At 67.2% G+C, this 17,469-nt stretch carries 16 protein-coding genes; 1 reads left to right on the forward strand and 15 read right to left on the reverse strand.

The window, feature by feature from the left end; genetic code table 11:
* Nucleotides 1–49: 49 nt before the first annotated feature.
* The 4 genes from recG to sciP form a co-directional block, all read right to left on the reverse strand.
* A complete protein-coding gene (gene recG, locus PIJ50_RS06970) occupies nucleotides 50–2,131 on the reverse strand; it encodes an ATP-dependent DNA helicase RecG (protein ID WP_271973907.1) in 2,082 nt (693 codons plus the stop codon).
* On the reverse strand, nucleotides 2,128–4,233 hold the full coding sequence (ligA, locus tag PIJ50_RS06975) for an NAD-dependent DNA ligase LigA (RefSeq protein WP_271973908.1): 2,106 nt from the start codon (nucleotides 4,231–4,233) through the stop codon (nucleotides 2,128–2,130). Before ligA ends, recG begins: the two co-directional genes overlap by 4 nt.
* 60 nt (nucleotides 4,234–4,293) lie before the next feature.
* Complete coding sequence (gene ctrA / locus PIJ50_RS06980) at nucleotides 4,294–4,995, reverse strand: response regulator transcription factor CtrA (RefSeq protein ID WP_271973909.1); 702 nt, start codon at nucleotides 4,993–4,995, stop codon at nucleotides 4,294–4,296.
* Between the two features lie 92 nt (nucleotides 4,996–5,087).
* Complete coding sequence (gene sciP, locus PIJ50_RS06985; RefSeq protein WP_271973910.1) at nucleotides 5,088–5,360, reverse strand: CtrA inhibitor SciP; 273 nt, start codon at nucleotides 5,358–5,360, stop codon at nucleotides 5,088–5,090.
* 116 nt (nucleotides 5,361–5,476) lie between these two features.
* Here sciP and mnmA point away from each other — a divergent pair, with 116 nt between their 5' ends.
* Complete coding sequence (gene mnmA, locus PIJ50_RS06990) at nucleotides 5,477–6,613, forward strand: tRNA 2-thiouridine(34) synthase MnmA (protein ID WP_271973911.1); 1,137 nt, start codon at nucleotides 5,477–5,479, stop codon at nucleotides 6,611–6,613.
* Here mnmA and lpxB read toward each other — a convergent pair.
* From lpxB to frr, 11 genes are all read right to left on the reverse strand, one after another.
* Nucleotides 6,610–7,743 (reverse strand): lipid-A-disaccharide synthase, encoded by a 1,134-nt coding sequence (gene lpxB / locus PIJ50_RS06995; RefSeq protein WP_271974186.1) that lies wholly within the window; start codon nucleotides 7,741–7,743, stop codon nucleotides 6,610–6,612. The two genes, mnmA and lpxB, sit on opposite strands and share 4 nt — an antisense overlap.
* Nucleotides 7,740–8,528 carry an LpxI family protein gene (locus PIJ50_RS07000; RefSeq protein WP_271973912.1) on the reverse strand — a complete coding sequence of 263 codons (789 nt, stop codon included), beginning with the start codon at nucleotides 8,526–8,528 and terminating at the stop codon, nucleotides 7,740–7,742. The genes lpxB and PIJ50_RS07000 overlap by 4 nt, the downstream gene beginning before the upstream one ends.
* Complete coding sequence (lpxA, locus tag PIJ50_RS07005; RefSeq protein WP_271973913.1) at nucleotides 8,525–9,301, reverse strand: acyl-ACP--UDP-N-acetylglucosamine O-acyltransferase; 777 nt, start codon at nucleotides 9,299–9,301, stop codon at nucleotides 8,525–8,527. Before lpxA ends, PIJ50_RS07000 begins: the two co-directional genes overlap by 4 nt.
* A complete protein-coding gene (gene fabZ, locus PIJ50_RS07010) occupies nucleotides 9,298–9,771 on the reverse strand; it encodes a 3-hydroxyacyl-ACP dehydratase FabZ (protein WP_271973915.1) in 474 nt (157 codons plus the stop codon). The genes lpxA and fabZ overlap by 4 nt, the downstream gene beginning before the upstream one ends.
* Before the next feature lie 61 nt (nucleotides 9,772–9,832).
* Nucleotides 9,833–10,387, reverse strand: coding sequence for an OmpH/Skp family outer membrane protein (locus PIJ50_RS07015; protein WP_271973916.1), 555 nt, complete (start codon nucleotides 10,385–10,387; stop codon nucleotides 9,833–9,835).
* Nucleotides 10,387–12,735, reverse strand: coding sequence for an outer membrane protein assembly factor BamA (gene bamA, locus PIJ50_RS07020; protein WP_271973918.1), 2,349 nt, complete (start codon nucleotides 12,733–12,735; stop codon nucleotides 10,387–10,389). Before bamA ends, PIJ50_RS07015 begins: the two co-directional genes overlap by 1 nt.
* A gap of 76 nt (nucleotides 12,736–12,811) precedes the next feature.
* The gene (rseP, locus tag PIJ50_RS07025) at nucleotides 12,812–14,146 is read right to left on the reverse strand and encodes an RIP metalloprotease RseP (protein ID WP_271973920.1); all 1,335 of its coding nucleotides are present in this window, start codon (nucleotides 14,144–14,146) and stop codon (nucleotides 12,812–12,814) included.
* A gap of 1 nt (nucleotide 14,147) precedes the next feature.
* A complete protein-coding gene (gene dxr, locus PIJ50_RS07030; RefSeq protein ID WP_271973922.1) occupies nucleotides 14,148–15,317 on the reverse strand; it encodes a 1-deoxy-D-xylulose-5-phosphate reductoisomerase in 1,170 nt (389 codons plus the stop codon).
* Nucleotides 15,317–16,117, reverse strand: coding sequence for a phosphatidate cytidylyltransferase (locus tag PIJ50_RS07035; protein WP_271973924.1), 801 nt, complete (start codon nucleotides 16,115–16,117; stop codon nucleotides 15,317–15,319). The genes dxr and PIJ50_RS07035 overlap by 1 nt, the downstream gene beginning before the upstream one ends.
* Nucleotides 16,114–16,791: a polyprenyl diphosphate synthase gene (uppS, locus tag PIJ50_RS07040; RefSeq protein WP_442900715.1), complete on the reverse strand. Its 678-nt coding sequence runs from the start codon at nucleotides 16,789–16,791 to the stop codon at nucleotides 16,114–16,116. The genes PIJ50_RS07035 and uppS overlap by 4 nt, the downstream gene beginning before the upstream one ends.
* A 70-nt stretch (nucleotides 16,792–16,861) precedes the next feature.
* Entirely contained in the window at nucleotides 16,862–17,425 is a 564-nt protein-coding gene (gene frr, locus PIJ50_RS07045) for a ribosome recycling factor (protein ID WP_271973927.1), read from the reverse strand.
* Nucleotides 17,426–17,469 lie beyond the last annotated feature (44 nt).

Genomic DNA, 17,469 nt, shown 5'->3' on the forward strand with positions numbered 1-17,469 from the left:
CGATTGTTCTCATATAATCCGGAACGCGTAAAGAACTTTTTAAGAACCTTTAGCCAACTCTTAACAGCTTGATCGCCTCGTCGCGGCCCAGAAGCCACAACAGGTCCCGCGCCGCCTGCCCCCGCGGGCTGGTCAGGTCCGGATCGCGCGTCAGCAAGGTCCGCGCGTCGGACTGCGCCAGCGCCATCAGCCCCGCCTGCCGTTCCAGATCCGCGATGCGGAATCGCGGCAGGCCGGACTGCGCCGTTCCGATCAGGTCGCCTGCCCCCCGTATGGAGAGATCCTCCTCGGCGATGCGGAAGCCGTCCTCCGTCTCGCGCAGGATCATAAGGCGGCGCTTCGCGGTTTCGGACAAGGGCGCCTGATACAGCAGAAGGCAGGTCGACTGTTCCGCCCCCCGCCCCACGCGGCCGCGCAGCTGGTGCAGCTGGGCCAGCCCGAAACTTTCCGCCCGCTCGATCACCATGATGGAGGCGTTGGGCACGTTCACCCCCACCTCGATCACCGTCGTCGCTACGAGCACCCGCACCGCGCCCGAGGCGAAGCGCGCCATCACCGCGTCCTTTTCGGCCGGCGGCATCCGGGCGTGGACCAGTCCCACGTCGTCCCCCATCACCGCGCGCAACGACGCGAACCGGCTTTCGGCCGAGGCGTAGTCGACGACCTCGCTGTCCTCCACCAGCGGGCAGACCCAATAGGCCTGCCGCCCTTCGGCCACGCGCGCGGCCAGGGTGGCGATCACCTCCTCCAGCCGTTCCGTCGCCATCAGGGCCGTGGTGATCGGCTTCCGGCCCGGCGGCTTTTCGTCCAGCACCGACACGTCCATGTCGCCATAGCTTGCCAGCGACAGGCTGCGCGGGATCGGCGTCGCGGTCATCACCAGAACATCCGCCACCCCCTTCGCGGCCAGCTGCATGCGCTGGGCGACGCCGAAACGGTGCTGTTCGTCCACGATGGCCAGACGCAGGTCGTGGAAGATCACGTCCGGCTGGAACACGGCGTGGGTGCCGACCAGAAGGTGCAAGGACCCGTCGGCCAGCGCCGCCAGCTTGGCGCGCCGGTCGCCGCCCTTGTCGCGCCCCGTCAGCACCTCGATCCGCACGCCCGCCGCCTCGGCCAAGGGGGCGAGGCTTTCCAGATGCTGGCGCGCCAGGATCTCGGTCGGGGTCATCAGGACGCCCTGCCCGCCCGCCTCCACCGCCGTCAGCAGCGCAAGGAACCCGACCAGGGTCTTGCCCGCCCCCACGTCGCCCTGAAGCAGGCGGTTCATCCGGTGCGGTTCCGCCATGTCGGCCGAAATCTCGGCCACGGCGCGGGTCTGCGCCCCGGTGGGCTGGTAGGGCAGTGAATCGAGCACGCGCCGCACCAGCCGCCCCGTGCCCACCGTCGCCTGCCCCGCCACGCGGCGCCGGTCTGCACGGGCCAAGGCCAGCGTCAGCTGATGGGCGAACAGCTCGTCATAGGCCAGACGCTGACGCGCCGGGCTGAAGGGCGCCAGCGCCTCGGGCGTCGCGGGATGGTGCAGAAGATGCAACGCGGTGGCCCAGTCGGGCCAATCCTCGCGGCTGACGACCGACGGCTCGATCCACTCCACCACCTGCGGCGCGCGGTCCAGCGTGCAGCGGACCGCCTTGGCCATGCCCTTCTGCGTCAGCCCCGCCACCAACGGATAGACGGGCTCGCACAGCGGCAGGCTGTCCGCCTCGTCCGGCAGCAGGACGTAGTCGGGATGCACCATCTGGTAGAGGCCGTCGAACAGCTCCACCTTCCCCGAGACAAGCCGCCGCGACCCCTGCGGCATCAGCCGCGTCAGGTAGTCGCCCCGGGCGTGGAACCACACGGCCTGCACGTCCTCCGTCCCGTCGAACAGGTCGACACGGTAACGGCCGCCCTTGTTGCGGGGGGGGTGGTGCTGACCGACCGCCACCTCCACCGTGGCGACGGCGGGGGGCACGACATCGCGGACGCTGGCGCGGCGGGTGCGGTCGATGGCGCTGTGGGGCAGCAGGAACAGAAGGTCGGCCGGGCGTCGCAGCCCGGCGCTTTCCATGATCTTCGCCGTCTTGGGGCCGACACCTTCCAGCGTTTCCAGCCCCGCGAACATGGGGTTCAACCGGTCGGAACGACTCATGCGTCGCCGATCAGGGCAAGCCAGCCATCCTCGTCGATCATCTCGACGCCAAGCGCCTCGGCCTGCTTGGCCTTGCTGCCGGCGCCCGGCCCGGCGATCACCAGATCCGTCTTGGCGGAGACCGATCCCGCCACCTTGGCCCCCAGCGATTCCGCCCGCGCCTTGGCCTCGGCCCGCGACATCTTTTCCAGCGTGCCGGTGAAGACGACCGTCTTGCCCGCCACGGGGCTGTCCACGGCGGCGCGCGGGCGCACCTCCTGCACGTCCAGATGGGCGGCCAGGGCGTCGATGGCCCGGCGCTCCGCCTCGTTCGCGAAGGTCGCCACGACCGAGGCGGCCAGAACGTCGCCCACCCCGTCGATGGCCGTCAGTTCGGACCATTCGGGACCGCTGCCGATCTCCGCCGCCGTCATCGCCCGCTCGAACGCAGCCCACGTGCCGTAATGGCGGGCCAGAAGCTGGGCCGAGGTTTCGCCCACATGCCGGATGCCAAGCGCGAAGATCAGCCGGTTCAGCTCAATCGTTCGGCGCGCCTCGATCGCGGCGAACAGTTTTTCGGCCGATTTCGCGCCCCAGCCTTCGCGGTTCTTCACCTGCTGCAGGCCCGAGCCATAGCGCTTCGGCAACTCGAAAATGTCGGCGGGATGCACGATCCAGCCGTCGGAATAGAACGCCTCCACCTGCTTGGCGCCCAGACCCTCAATGTCAAAGGCGTCGCGGGCGACGAAATGCTTCAATCGCTCCACCGCCTGCGCCGGGCAGATCAGCCCGCCCGAACAGCGGCGCACGGCGTCGCCCTCTTCCCGCAGGGCGGGCGATCCGCATTGCGGGCAATGGTCGGGGAAACGGAAGGGTTCGGCGCCCTCCGGCCGCTTCGACAGATCCACGTCCGCGATCTTCGGGATCACGTCGCCGGCCCGGTAGACCTGCACCCAATCGCCCACGCGGATGTCCTTGCCGCCGCGGATGACGCCGCCCTTGGAATCACGGCCGGCGATGTAATCCTCGTTGTGAAGGGTGGCGTTTTGCACGACCACGCCGCCCACCGTCACCGGATGCAGCCGCGCGACGGGCGACAAGGCGCCCGTCCGGCCCACCTGGATGTCGATCCCCTCCAGCCGTGTCCAGGCCAACTGCGCGGGAAACTTGTGCGCGATGGCCCAGCGGGGCGTCGCGGCACGGAAGCCCAGACGGCGCTGAAGCGCCAGATCGTCCACCTTGTAGACGACGCCGTCGATGTCATAGCCGAGCGTCGCGCGTTGCTGCTCGATGGTGCGATACTGGGCGATCATCTCCTCGACGCTGCGGCATAGCACCGTGAAGGGGTTCACCTGGAAGCCCATGGCGCGGAACCGCTCCATCACGCCCGACTGGGTGTCCGCCAGCGGCACCGACACCTCCCCCCACGCATAGGCGAAGAAGCGCAAGGGGCGGCTGGCCGTGATGGTGGCGTCCAGCTGGCGCAGGCTTCCGGCGGCCGCGTTGCGGGGGTTGGCAAAGGTCTTGCCGCGCTGTTCGGCCTGCCGCGCGTTCAGCGCCTCGAAGTCGGCATGGGACATGTAGACCTCGCCCCGCACCTCCAGCACGTCAGGGGCGTCGGGCAGCCGGTGGGGAATGTCCCCGATGGTGCGGGCGTTGGCGGTCACGTCCTCGCCCACCTCCCCGTCGCCGCGGGTCGCGGCACGGACCAGCTCGCCGTTCTCATAGCGCAAGGACAGCGACAGCCCGTCGATCTTGGGCTCGGCCGTGAAGGCCAGATCGCCGGCATGCCCCAGATACTTGCGGATGCGCGCCTCGAACTCGGTGATGTCCTCGTTGGCAAAGGCGTTGCCGAGGCTCAGCATCCGGACGCTGTGGCGCACCTTGCCAAACGCGTCCGAAGGCGTCGCGCCTACGGTCTCGGTCGGGCTGTCGGCCCGCTTCAACTCGGGGAACCGCACCTCCAGCGCCAGATTGCGGGCCTTCAGCGCGTCGAACGCGGCGTCGTCCATCAGAGGCGCGTCGTCGCGGTGATAGGCCGTGTTCGCGGCTGCGATCTCCCCGGCCAGCCGCGACAGTTCGGCCTGCGCCTCGTCCAGTGTCAGATCGTCGACCGCCTTCACGTCATCCTCCGGTTCCGTTTCCCGGTGCTGTCTAGAAAGACGCCGGGGAACAGTCCAGCGTCAGGCCGCGCCGACCTTCTGATTTTCCTGCGGATCGCGCAGGACGTAACCGCGGCCCCAGACCGTCTCGATATAGTTGTCGCCCTCTGTCGCCTGGGCAAGTTTTTTGCGCAGCTTGCAGATGAAGACGTCGATGATCTTCAGTTCCGGCTCGTCCATGCCGCCATACAGGTGGTTCAGGAACATCTCCTTCGTCAGCGTCGTGCCCTTGCGCAGGCTGAGGAGTTCGAAGATCTGGTATTCCTTGGCCGTCAGGTTGACGATGCGGCCCTCCGCCTCCACCGTCTTGGCGTCGAGGTTGACCGTCACGGCCCCTGTCCGGATCAGGGACTGCGCGTGGCCCTTGGACCGCCGGATGATCGCGTGAATGCGCGCGATCAGTTCGTCCCGGTGGAAGGGCTTCGTCATGTAGTCGTCGGCACCGAAGCCGAAGCCCTTGATCTTGCTGTCCGTGTCGTCGGACCCCGACAGGATCAGGATGGGCGTGTTGATGCGCGCCAGCCGCAGCTGGCGAAGCACGTCATGCCCGCTCATGTCCGGAAGGTTCAGATCCAGAAGGATCAGGTCATAGTCGTAGACCTTGGCAAGATCGATGCCGTCTTCGCCCATGTCGGTGCAGTACACGTTCAGGTTTGCATGCGTCAGCATCAGCTCGATGCTGCGCGACGTGGCGGGATCGTCTTCGACCAGTAAGATACGCATGAGGAAAATTCCGTGACCAGTTCTGGAGACACCATGGAATCAAATGGTTAATGACCAGTTACTTTCACGTGAATCTGGTTAAAGACATACCCTCAGCGATATTTCTGCAGGGCTGTGACTTTCAGGGCATTCTCCCCGTGCCGTTCCACCGCCATCCGCCACAACGCGAACTCCTCCTCGGACAGGTCGTAGCGACTCAACGCCTCGCTTTCCGTGATCAGGTCGTGCATCACGGCGCGGACCACGATCGCCTTCCGGCTGGCCACCCACCGCCGCGTGTCGCTGGGCGGCAGATCGGCGCGCGTCAGGATCGTGCCATCCGGCAGTGTCACCTGGCGCGGCCCCGAAACTTTCTTCAAATACATGATCTTGCCCTCCTGTCGGGGGACATTGCGCCGATGAGGCTTAAGCAAGTGTAAGCATGACCCTTGAGATTGCCTAGGATTTTCCTTATCTTGGCGGCCTTCCTGATGAGGCTGCCATGCTGGACCATCCGCTCAACTCCCTTGGCTTCGCCAAGCCCCCCGCCGCCACGCGCGTGGTCGTCGCCATGTCCGGCGGCGTGGACAGTTCGGTGGTCGCGGCCCAGCTGAAGGAAGAAGGCTACGACGTCGTCGGCGTCACCCTTCAGCTGTATGATCACGGGGCAGCGCTGGCCAAGAAGGGCGCCTGCTGCGCCGGCCGCGACATCCACGACGCCCGCCGCGTGGCCGAGGCGATGGGCTTTCCCCATTACGTCCTCGATTACGAGAACACGTTCCGCGAGGCGGTGATCGACGAATTCGCCGACGCCTATCTGGCGGGCGCCACGCCCGTGCCCTGCATCCGCTGCAACGAACGGGTGAAGTTCAAGGACCTGCTACAGACGGCGCGCGACTTGGACGCGGACTGCATGGCCACCGGCCACTACATCCAGCGCAAGATGGGCGACGCGGGCGCGGAACTGCACAGCGCCACCGACGCCAACCGCGATCAAAGCTATTTCCTGTTCTCCACCACGGCCGAGCAACTGGACTACCTGCGCTTCCCCTTGGGGCATCTGGCTTCAAAGGCGGAAACACGTGCCCTTGCCGCGCGTTACGGCCTGTCGGTGGCCGACAAGCCCGACAGCCAGGACATCTGCTTCGTGCCGAACGGCGATTACGCCTCGGTCATCGAGAAGCTTCGCCCGGGCGCCGCCGATCCCGGCGACATCGTGGACATGGACGGGCGCGTGCTGGGCCAGCATCGCGGCGTCATCCACTACACCGTGGGCCAGCGCCGCGGCCTTGGCATCGGCGGTCTGGGCGAGCCCTTGTATGTCGTGCGCCTGGACCCCGACGCGCGCCACGTGATCGTCGGCCCGAAAGAGGCGCTGTCCACCCGCGTGATCCCGGTGCGCGAGATCAACTGGCTGGGCGACTCGCCCTTTGATTCGCAGCCGGAATGGCATGTGAACGTGAAGGTCCGGTCCACCCGCGCACCGCGTCCGGCAATCCTGCGCCCCCTGTCGGCCACCACGGCCGAGGTGGAGTTGCTGTCGCCCGAGGATGGCGTTTCTGTGGGACAGGCCTGCGTGTTCTACGCCGGCGAAGGCAGCCGCATCTTCGGCGGCGGCTGGATCTGGCGCGGCTACTAAAGGAAGTCGAGGACCGAACGCGCCGCCCGCAGACCGGGCGGCTCACCTCCCTCGCCCAACCGCTGCATCGTGATCTCCATCGCCTGACGCTGGTGGATGGCGTTGCCCTCGCCGGCCAGCAGAGACAGCACGGTGGGGGCGATCCGGTCGGCGCGGCAGTCCTTTCCCAGAAACTCCGGCACGTGCCGGGTGTCGGACACAAGGTTCACCAGCGTCACCGTGTCGATTAGCGCCATGCGGCGCATCATCCACATGCTGACCTTGGCCATGTCATAGGCGATGACCATCGGCACCCGGTTGGCCGCCAGTTCCAGCGACACGGTGCCCGAGGCCGCGATGGCCACGTCCGCTGCCTTGAACGCGACGCGTTTTTCTTCGGGGTCGAGGATGATGCGAGGCGCCACTGGCCATCCAGCCGTCAGATCCCGCACCAACCCCTCGATCGCCGGAATGGTCGGCAGCAGCACGCCCGCGTCGGGATGCACCTGCCGGATGCGGGCCATGACTTCGCCGATGACGGGGGCCAGACGGGTCACTTCGCTGCGCCGGGATCCGGGCAGGGCGAGAAGAACCGGAGCCTTACCCAGCCCCTCGCGGTAGGTCCAGGCCTCGGCGTCCGAGGCCACCGGCTCCGTCACCACCGGATGGCCCACGAAATCGCAGGTCATGCCCACAGCCGTCATGTAAGGCGGTTCGAACGGCAGCAGCGCCAGAACATGGTCGATCCACTTCGCCATCTTCTCGGCCCGCTTCGGCCGCCAAGCCCAGACGGAGGGGGCCACGTAATGCACCGTTTTCTGCCCCGGCCGCTGCATGCGAACCAGCTGCGCCACGCGCAGGTTGAAGTCCGGCGAATCAATGGTAATGACGGCCGCCGGCTCCTCCTCGATCACGGCGGTGGCGCATTCGCGGATCCGGCGCTTCAGCGCGGCGTAGCGCGGAAGCACCTCCGCGATGCCCATGACGGACAGCTCCTCCATCGGGAACAGGCTTTGCAGGCCCTGCGCCTGCATCAGCGGGCCGCCCACGCCGGAAAACCGCACCTCCGGCGCAAGCGTCTTCAGGCCGGCCATCAAGGCCGCGCCCAGGCGATCGCCCGAAGGCTCTCCGGCGATCAGGAACAGCTTCATGAGGCGCGGGCCCACAGGGTGATGCCCTTTTCAGCCGCCTCGGCCACCAACGCCTCGCGGTCCAGAAGGATCACGCCGTTCGCTTCCCACGCGACGCAGGACAGGCCCGCGGCTGCCGCGCGCCGGATGGTGGCCACGCCAAGCGTCGGCAGATCGATACGACGGTCCTGTTCGGGCTTCGGCGCCTTGAAGAACACACCGCCCGTGCCCTGCCGCGTTGCCGCGACCCAGTCCAGCATCGCGTCCGTGCCGGGAAGCGTCTCCACGGCCAGGCACTGCCCTTCGGCCACGACCGTGCCCTGCCCCACATCCACACCGCCAAGCGCGCCGACGATCTGGACCGCACGTTCCGTGTCCCGCCGGTCCTGCTCCGTCACCGCGCCAGCGAGCACGCCTTCGGGCGGTACCAGATGCGGCGCGATGTCGGACACGCCGATGACCGTAAAGCCCGCCTCCTCGAACACCGCAACCACGGCGCGCAAAAGCCCGTCATCCCCGCTCTGCATGGCGGCGAGGATGCGCGGCACCATCGCGGCCGTGCGCGGATCGAACAGCGCGGGATCCAGTGACGGACGCCGCACGGCCCCCGCAAAGATCACGCGTTCGACGTCGCACGCCGCCAGTTCCGCCAGCAGCGGCGCCAGCCGTTCCAGCCGGAACACGAGGTCGGGGGTCAGCCCGTCCGGCAAAAAGCCGTCCATGGCCGCCACCACCGGATCGGCCACGGCGGCCGCCAGCGCGGCCGGAAGCGCGCCACTGCCCGCGATGATGGCGATCCGGCTCATTTCGGGGTCAGGAACGACCGGTCGGTCGCCGCCAGAATGAAGGCCGTCATCTCGCGCACATGGGCGCTGTCGGTTTCGTCGTGCAGCCGGCGCGCGCGGTCCAGGAACGTGCCCTCGCCCTGCGCCAGCATCTGGTATCCGGCGCGCAGGGCCGTGATCTCGGACCGTTCGACACCGCGCCGCTTCAGCCCGACAAGGTTCAGTCCGTCCAGCTCTCCACGCGGGCCCTGAACCAGGCCATGCGGCAGAACGTCGTTCGTCACCATGGTCACAGCGCCGATGATCGCGCCCCGGCCCACGCGCACCCATTGGTGGATGCCCGACAACCCGCCCACGATGACGTCGTCGCCCAGCACGCAATGGCCCGCCACCGCCGCCTGGTTTGCGAGGATCACGCGGTCGCCGATGATCGCGTCATGCCCGACATGGCTTCCGGTCATGAAAAGACCATCGTCGCCCACCCGCGTCTCTCCGCCACCGCCTTCGGTGCCGACGTTCATCGTGGCCCCTTCGCGGATGCGGTTGCGCTTGCCGATGATCAGGCGTGTCCGCTCGCCGCGGAACTTCAGGTCCTGCGGGACCTCGCCCACCACGGCAAAGGGGAAGATGACCGTCTCGTCGCCCACTTCGGTCCAGCCGGTGATGACGGCGTGGCTTTTCACCACCACACGGTCGCCCAGCGTGACCTCGGGCCCGATGACGCAGAAGGGTCCGATCTCGCAATCCCGGCCGATGGTCGCGGCCGGATCGACGACGGCGCTGGGATGGATCATGACGCGTCCTTCCGGAAGTCCATCATCGCGCTAAACTCGGCCTCGGCGGCCAGTTCACCGTCCACCTCGGCCCGTGCGGAAAACTTCCAGACCTTTCCGCCGCCCCGCTTCGTGGTGACGGTCATGACCAGCTGGTCGCCCGGCACCACCTTGCGGCGGAACTTGCAGCCCTCGATCCCCATGAAATAGACCAGCATGTTCTTGTCGGCGAGGCCCATGGACACGCCCACCATCACCGCTGCCGTCTGCGCCATCGCTTCCACGATCTGCACGCCGGGGAAGATCGGCGCGCCGGGGAAGTGGCCCATGAACTGCGGTTCGTTGAAGGTGACGTTCTTGATGCCGACGGCCGATTTCATCGGAACGATGTCGCGCACCTTGTCAACCAGAAGGAACGGATACCGATGCGGGATAATCCGCTGGATCATCTGGATGTCGGCCTCTTGGGGGATGGTCGTGGCGTCGGTCATTCCAGCTCCTGCATGTGCTTCGCCGAACCAGTTAACAAGGCCGGCCTGCCACGACAAGGCGTCACGGCGCCGGCTGTTCCTTGAAGAGGTCGGCCCCGTCGCCCAAAGCCGTGTCCAGCCTCTCGATGGCCTGGCTCGTCACGTCGATCAGGTCGAAGGACACGAAGACGCTGCCGCGATCCAGAATGGCCAGCGCGCCTTCGTCTTGCATCAGCTGCGCCAGCACCGGAAGCGCCGCCTTGAAGAAGGCCTGTCGGTCCTCCTCGCGCTGACGGACAAGGCGGCGTGACTTCGCGTCCTGTTCGGTCCGGGTGCGTTCAGCCTTGGCGTCGAAGGCGTCGGCCAGCTTGCGGAAGTCGGCCGGGGGCATTGTGTCGCGCTTGGCCGTGAGGTCGCGCTCCTCGGCCTCCAGCTCCGCCTCCATCCGGCGGTTTTCCACCATCAGGGCGCGGGTGGCGTCGTCCAGACGGGTCTGCGCCGCCTTGCCGGCCTTCGACTCGTCGAACAGGCGGTCCGGCACAACGGTCAGGATGGGGCTTTCGGCCGCCGCTTCGGGCGTCTGTGCCGGCGCCGCCACGGGCAGCAGCGCCAGAACCAGAAGCAGCGCCCGCAGCATCAGAAGCGCGTGTTGATGGTCAGGTCGAAGTTGCGCTCCTCATCATAATCTTCCTTGGTCAGCGCCTTGGTAAAGTTCAGGCGCAGCGGCCCGATCGGCGTGGTCCAGAAGATCGAGAAGCCGACCGACGATCGCAGGTTGAAATCATCGTCCACGGCCACGTCGTTGGTCCCGATGTTGTCGTCCAGCCCCCAAACCGAACCCGCATCGGCGAACAGACCGCCCGTGATGCCGTATTCGGCCGGCAGGCCCAGCGGGAACTCGCTTTCCAGACGCGCCACGGCAAAGTAGTTGCCGCCAAGCGCATCCTCGTTCGAGGCCTGCAGGTCGCGCGGGCCGATCCCGTTCGGATCGAAACCGCGGATAGAGTTACCGAAGTAACGGTTCGGCACGGTCGACACCTGGTCGTCCAGCATCGTCAGGGCGCCGCCTTCGAACACGGTCCGCAGCGTCAGTTCCTCGTTCCAGACCCGACGTTCGGCCAGCGCGGTGACGCTGGTCTTGATGTAGTTCACATCGCCGCCCACGCCCGCGAAGTCCTGCCCGAAGCGCAGCAGCACGCCGCCCAGCGGGTTGATGCCGCTGGTGCGGGTGTCATAGCTGTAGGTGTATCCGACGGAACTGGTGATCAGCGCGCCCAGATCCTCTTCCCGCTGCAGGATGACGGAGGAGCCGTTGTCGTCCGCCGTGCCCTCACCCTGCTCCACGCCCGAAATCTCGTCCTGCGAGACGCGGTAGCGCAGTTCCAGCCGGCCGTTCTCGCTGACCGGGAAGGTCAGCGACGGGCCAAGGCCGATGCGCTTGGTGTTGTAATCCGCGTTCTCGTTGTCCGTCTCGGTGTAGTTTGCGCTGAACGCGAACCGCAAGTCGCGGCCCAGGAAGCCCGGCTCGGCGAAGGTCAGCGTGGAGTTCACGCTGTCGCTGCCCGTTCCGATGTCGATGCCCAGATACTGGCCGCGGCCCAGGAAGTTCGATTCCGAGAAGCCGACGTTGAAGCCCACGCCCGACACGGCGCCATAGGCCACGCCGAAGGACAGCGAGCCCGTCGGCTGTTCGTCCACGTCCACGTTCACGACGACCTGGTCGGGGCTGGATCCCTGCTGGCTTTCCACCTGCGCGTCCGAGAAGAAGCCCAGGGCGCGGATGCGCTCGGCGGCCTGACGGATCTCGCGCGGGTTGAAGGGGTCGCCTTCGACCGTGCGGAACTGGCGACGGATCACCTTGTCCTGCGTGGTCGTGTTGCCCTCGATGTCGATGCGTTCGACGAAGATGCGCGGGCCGCGCACCAGCGTGAAGGCCACGTTCAGCGTGCCCGCCGCCTCGTTCCGGGTAATGCGCGGCTCCACCCGGACGAAGTTCAGGCCTTCCTGAACGCCCACATTCTCCATCCGCGTGGTCACGTTGTCGATCGAGGCCGGCGAGTAGTAGCTGCCCGACTTGATCCACAGCTGGTCCTGGAACGGCGCAAGGTCGATCCCCGGCACCTCGGACGCGAGGGTCACGTTCCCCATGCGATAGCGCTGGCCTTCACGGATGTTGAAGGTCAGGAAATACGACTTGCGGTCCCGCGTCAGTTCGGCCGAAGGCTCCGCGATCTGGACGTCGGCGAAGCCGCGCGAACGGTAGAAGTCCAGCAGCAGCTGGCGGTCCACCTGCACGCGTTCCGGAATGAACGTGTCGGCCGAGATCAGGCGGCGCAGAAGGCCCGCCTGACGGGTTTCCAGAACCTGCCGCAGACGGCGGTCCGAGAAGGTGCGGTTGCCGGCAAAGGCGATGCGTTCCACTTCCGTGATCCGGCCTTCGGTGATGGCGAACACCAGGTCGACGCGGTTTTCGGAACGGCGGATGATCTGCGGCGTCACGGTCACGGCCGTGCGGCCGCTTTGCGAATAGGCCAGCGTGATCGCGGCGGCGTCCGCCTCGGCCTGCGAGGGCGAATAGGCGCGCAGCACCTGCGACTTCACGATCGTGGCCAGGTTCTCGTCCTTGAGGATGGAGTTCCCCTCGAACGCGATCTGGGCGATCACGGGATATTCCTGCACCTCGATCACAAGCGTGCTGCCCTGCGGCTGCAGCGACACGGTCTGGAACAGCCCGGTGTCCGAGATGCGCTGATAGGCTGAGTTCAGTTCACCCGCCGACAGCGACTGCCCGGGGGAGATGCCGGCAAAGGACAGGACGGTCGGGACGTCCACGCGTTCGTTCCCGCGGACCACCACGTTGGAGAAGCTGTAGCTTTGCGCCAGCGCCGGGATCACCGCGCCGCCGATCACCGCCGAGCCGAGGAAAACCGATACGACAGCGGGTCGCAGCCCGACCTTCGCTGAGCGACCCTTCATGCGTGCCATTTTCACTGCCCCGTTCTTTGAACTTTGTTGCGACCTGACTAGCCGCAATGCCGGGGCTTGTCAAAAGCCTGAAACCTCACGGGCACAGAATATCGTTGCTCAGCGCGAAGACCATGAGGCCGAGGATCAGCGCCAGCCCCACCGTCATGAAAGCCTGCACGACACGCGGGTTCGGCGGGCGGCGCAGCACGGCCTCGGCGGCATAGAAGACAAGGTGGCCGCCATCCAGCACGGGAATGGGAAAGAGGTTCATCAGCCCCACCGCCACCGACAGCACCGCAAGGAACCACACGAAGCTTTGCGCCCCGCCCGATGCCGCGGCGCCCGAGGTTTCGGCGATGCCGATCGGCCCCTGCAGGTTGCAGGTGGAGATGGCCCCCGTCACCATGTGCCACATGCCCGACAGGCTGGTCGTGACGATGGTCCAGCTTTGGCGCGCCCCCAGTTCCAGCGCCTCCAGCGGTCCGGCGCGGCGGGTTTCGGGATCAAAGATCAGCCCGCCGGTGACGCCGATCAGCCACCGCGTCTCGAACCCGCCATCGGCCGTGGGAATGTCCTGACGCTTGGGCGTCAGCGACACCTCGCGCGACGTGCCGTTCCAGACGGACAGGGTCACGGGCTGGCCGTCCGTGGCGCCGATCCGCTCCCGCAGCTCGGTGAAGCTGCGGACGGGCTGGCCGTTCACCGCGGTGATGACGTCGCCGATCTGCAGCCCCGCCTCCTGCGCGGCCGAGGTGGGCGCGACCGAAGAGGCGATGGGCGGGAACGGGAACGGCCCCTGCAGCGTCAGCCGCTGGCCGTCGCGTTCGACCTCGTAGCGCGTCGTATCCGACGGCGGCAGGTCCGCGGCGATGGTGAAGGCGTCGCCCAGCGTGTTCACGGGGCGGCCGTCCATCGACAGGATCCGGTCGCCCGGCCGCAGGGGGTCCACCTGCCCCGGCGTCGCCCGCACCTGCCCCACTACGGCGTCCTCCACCGCGATGCCGGTCGTGAAGGTCACGCCCGCGAAGACGAGGATGGCGAACAGGAAGTTGAAGGCCGGCCCCGCCGCCACGGTCGCCGCCCGCGCCCACAGCGGGGCGCCGGGCAGCGTGCGGCGACGCTCTTCGGGCGGCAGATGGGCGATGGAGGCGTCGGCCTGGGCCGACGCCGCGTCGGCGTCGCCCTTGAACCGCACATAGCCGCCCAGCGGCAGCAGCGCCAACTGCCAGCGCGTGCCCCGCCGGTCGGTGCGCGCGAAAATCACGGGGCCGAAGCCCAGCGAGAACACTTCGGCATGAATACCGGACCAGCGTCCGACGATGTAATGGCCGTATTCGTGGATCGTGACGATGACGGACAGCGCGACCACGAAGGCCAGCAACGTCCAGATCAGGCCGCCGAATTGCGGGATCAGCTGCGCGATGTCCATGTCAGGCCCCTTCGGCAATGGCGGCGGCCAGACGGCGCGCCTCGGCGTCCACCTCCAGCACATGGTCGAGGGAGGACGGCGCGCGCGCCATGTCCGGGCGCGCGGACATCCGGGTCAACGTCTCCTCCACCAGCGCGGCCATGCGGGGGAACGGGATGCGCCCGTCGATGAAATGGTCCAGCGCGATCTCCTTCGCGGCGTTGAAGGCTGCGCCGTGCATCCCGCGGGCCTCCATCACCTCCCGCGCGAGACGCAGGGCGGGAAAGCGCTCCTCGTCCGGGGCCTGGAAGGACAAGGTCGAGATCTTGGCTAGGTCCAGACGTTCCACCGGCACGGCGCCGCGATCCGGCCAGTGCAAGGCATAGCCGATGGCGTGGCGCATGTCGGCCGGGCCAAGATGCGCCATGATGCCGCCGTCGCAGAAGCCGACCAGTGCGTGCACGATGGATTGCGGATGGACCAGCACCTCGATCCGCGAAGGGTCGATGTCAAAGAACTCGCGCGTTTCGATGATTTCCAGCGCCTTGTTGAACATGGACGCGCTGTCGATGGAGATGCGCTGCCCCATGGCCCAGTTCGGATGCGCCACCGCCTCGGCCAGCGTGGCCCCGGCCATGCGCTCCACGCTCCAGTCGCGGAAGGGCCCGCCCGAGGCCGTGATGATGATCCGCTCCACGCAGGACGGATCCTCGCCGGTCAGGGCCTGGAAGATGGCGGAATGTTCGCTGTCCACGGGCAATACCGTGGCACTGTTCGCGCGCGCCGTGCCCATCAGAAGCGGGCCGGCGGTGACAAGGCTTTCCTTGTTGGCCAACGCCAGCGTCGCGCCGTTCTGCAACGCCCGCAGTCCGGGCACGAGGCCGGCCGCGCCGACGATGGCCGACATGGTCCAGTCCGCCGGACGGTCCGCCGCCTCGGCGATGGCCTGCGCCCCGGCGGCCACCTCGACCCCGCTTCCGGCCAAGGCCTCACGCAGCGCAGGCAGGCAGTCTTCGTAGGCGGTGACGGCCAATTCGGCCCGCAGCGCGCGCGCCATCTCGGCCAGCCGGTCGATGTTGCGGCCGCCAGTCAGGGCCACCGTGCGGTAGGCGCCTTCCTCGGCCCGGCGAACAAGGTCGTAAGTGCTTTCACCGATGGAACCGGTGGCACCGAAAATGGAAAGGCTGCGCATCAGATGCTGTCCGGTACGGGAAGGGGAAACAGAAGGCTCAGCAGCATGATCGCGACCACGGCCCCGATGACGGCGTCGAACCGGTCCAGCAGGCCGCCATGCCCGGGGATCAGGCTGGAACTGTCCTTGATCCCGGCCCGTCGCTTGATCCAGCTTTCGGCGATGTCGCCCAGCTGGCCCGCGAAGGCAACGACCGGCGACAGCAGGATGACCTGCCAAGGCTCATCCGCAAGGATCACGGTGGCCAGGCCGACCATGGCGGCGCCCACCCAGCCCGCGATGGTGCCCGACCACGTCTTGTTCGGGCTGACGCGCGGCCAGAACTTCGGCCCGCCCAGGCTGCGCCCGACGAAATAGCCCATCACGTCCGACGCCACCACGATGGTGATCAGCCAGACGATGACAAGCGTTCCCTCCATGTTGCGAAGGTCGATCAGGGTGTAGCCCGTCAGCATGATCGCCAGCGCGTAGACCGCCGCCACCTTACGGTGATGCAGGCTGGCAAGGCAGGCCAGCGGCGGAAGGGCCATCAGCACGGGACGCCACAGCGCCGGCGCATACAGGATCGCCAGAAGGCAGGCGGAGGCCATGACCCCCAACCCGATCGGCACCCACAGGGCGCGCGGGTTCTGCATCCGCGCCAGTTCCCACGTCATCAGCCCCGTCAGAAGCACCACCAGCAACGAGAATGTGGTCCCGCCCAGCCAGATCTCCACCACTCCGACACCCAGCATGATCGCGGCCGAGGCCATGCGCTTGGGCAGATCCCCCCAGCGGCCCTGCTTGCGCCCCGCCCTCATGCCTGGCGGACGCCGCCGAAACGCCGGTCGCGGTTGCCAAAGCGCGCCACGATCCGCGCCAGTTCGTCGGGCGAAAAGTCGGGCCACAGCGTCGGCGTGAATTCATATTCCGCGTAAGACGCCTGCCACGGCAGGAAGTTGGAGGTCCGCGTCTCGCCCGAGGTGCGGATCACAAGGTCCGGATCCGGCAGGTCGCCCGTGTCCAGCGCCTGCGAGATGGTGTCCGAGGTGATCGCCTCCGGCGCCAGCCGGCCAGCCGCCACTTCGACCGCCATCTTGCGCAGTGTCCGCGTCAGCTCGTCACGGCCGCCGTAGTTGATGGCCACCGTCAGGTTCAGGCGCGTCAGATGCGCGGTCCGCGCCTCGATCCCCGCCATCAGAGCCTGAAGCTTGGCGTCCAGCCGCGTCCGGTCGCCGATGAAGCGCATCCGGACGCCTTCGATCGCCAGCCGGTCGGCCTCCCGCTCGATATAGCGGGCGAAGATGCCCATCAGGCCCAGAACCTCCTCGGTGGAGCGTTTCCAGTTCTCGGTGGAAAAGGCGTAGATCGTCAGCCACTCAATCCCCAGATCGGGGGCGCAGCGTACGATCTGCTTCACCCTTTCGGCCCCCTTGCGGTGGCCGACCAGCCGTGGCCAGCTTCGATTCGTGGCCCAGCGGCCGTTGCCATCCATGATGATGGCCACGTGACGCGCGCCGTCCTGTTTGATGCCGGACACGGGGGGTTCCTCCGATCATGCAGGCTCAGACCTGCATGATCTCCTGCTGTTTCGTCTCCAGCGTCTTGTCCACGTTGGCGATGGCCTTGTCCGTCAGGGCCTGAACCTCGTCCGACCACATCTTCTGGTCGTCCTCGGCCATGCCAGCGGCCTTGGCTTTCTTGATCTGGTCCATGCCGTCGCGGCGCACGTTGCGGATCGCCACGCGGGTGTTCTCGGCATAGCCGGCGGCGACCTTGGTCAGCTCGCGGCGGCGTTCCTCGTTCAGTTCGGGGATCGGCAGGCGGATCAGCGGGCCGTCGACGACAGGGTTGATGCCGATGCCGCTCTCGCGGATCGCCTTCTCCACCTTGGAGATCATGCCCTTGTCCCAGACGTTGATCACGACCATCCGCGGCTCCGGCACGTTGACGGTACCCAGCTGGTTGATCGGGGTCATGGAACCATAGGCCTCCACCTGAATCGGATCCAGGATTGCGCCCGAGGCGCGCCCCGTCCGCAGAGAGCCGAATTCCACCCGCAAGGCCGCGATCGCGCCGTCCATGCGACGCTCGATCGCGTCGAGATCGATCTCCAGATCGTCAGACATCGGTTTTCCTTCCTGATAGTTCCGCGCTTCATAACAGCCTGTCG

This window comes from Falsirhodobacter sp. 20TX0035 (genome assembly GCF_028307215.1).
In the GTDB taxonomy this organism is placed as follows: Bacteria; Pseudomonadota; Alphaproteobacteria; order Rhodobacterales; family Rhodobacteraceae; genus Falsirhodobacter.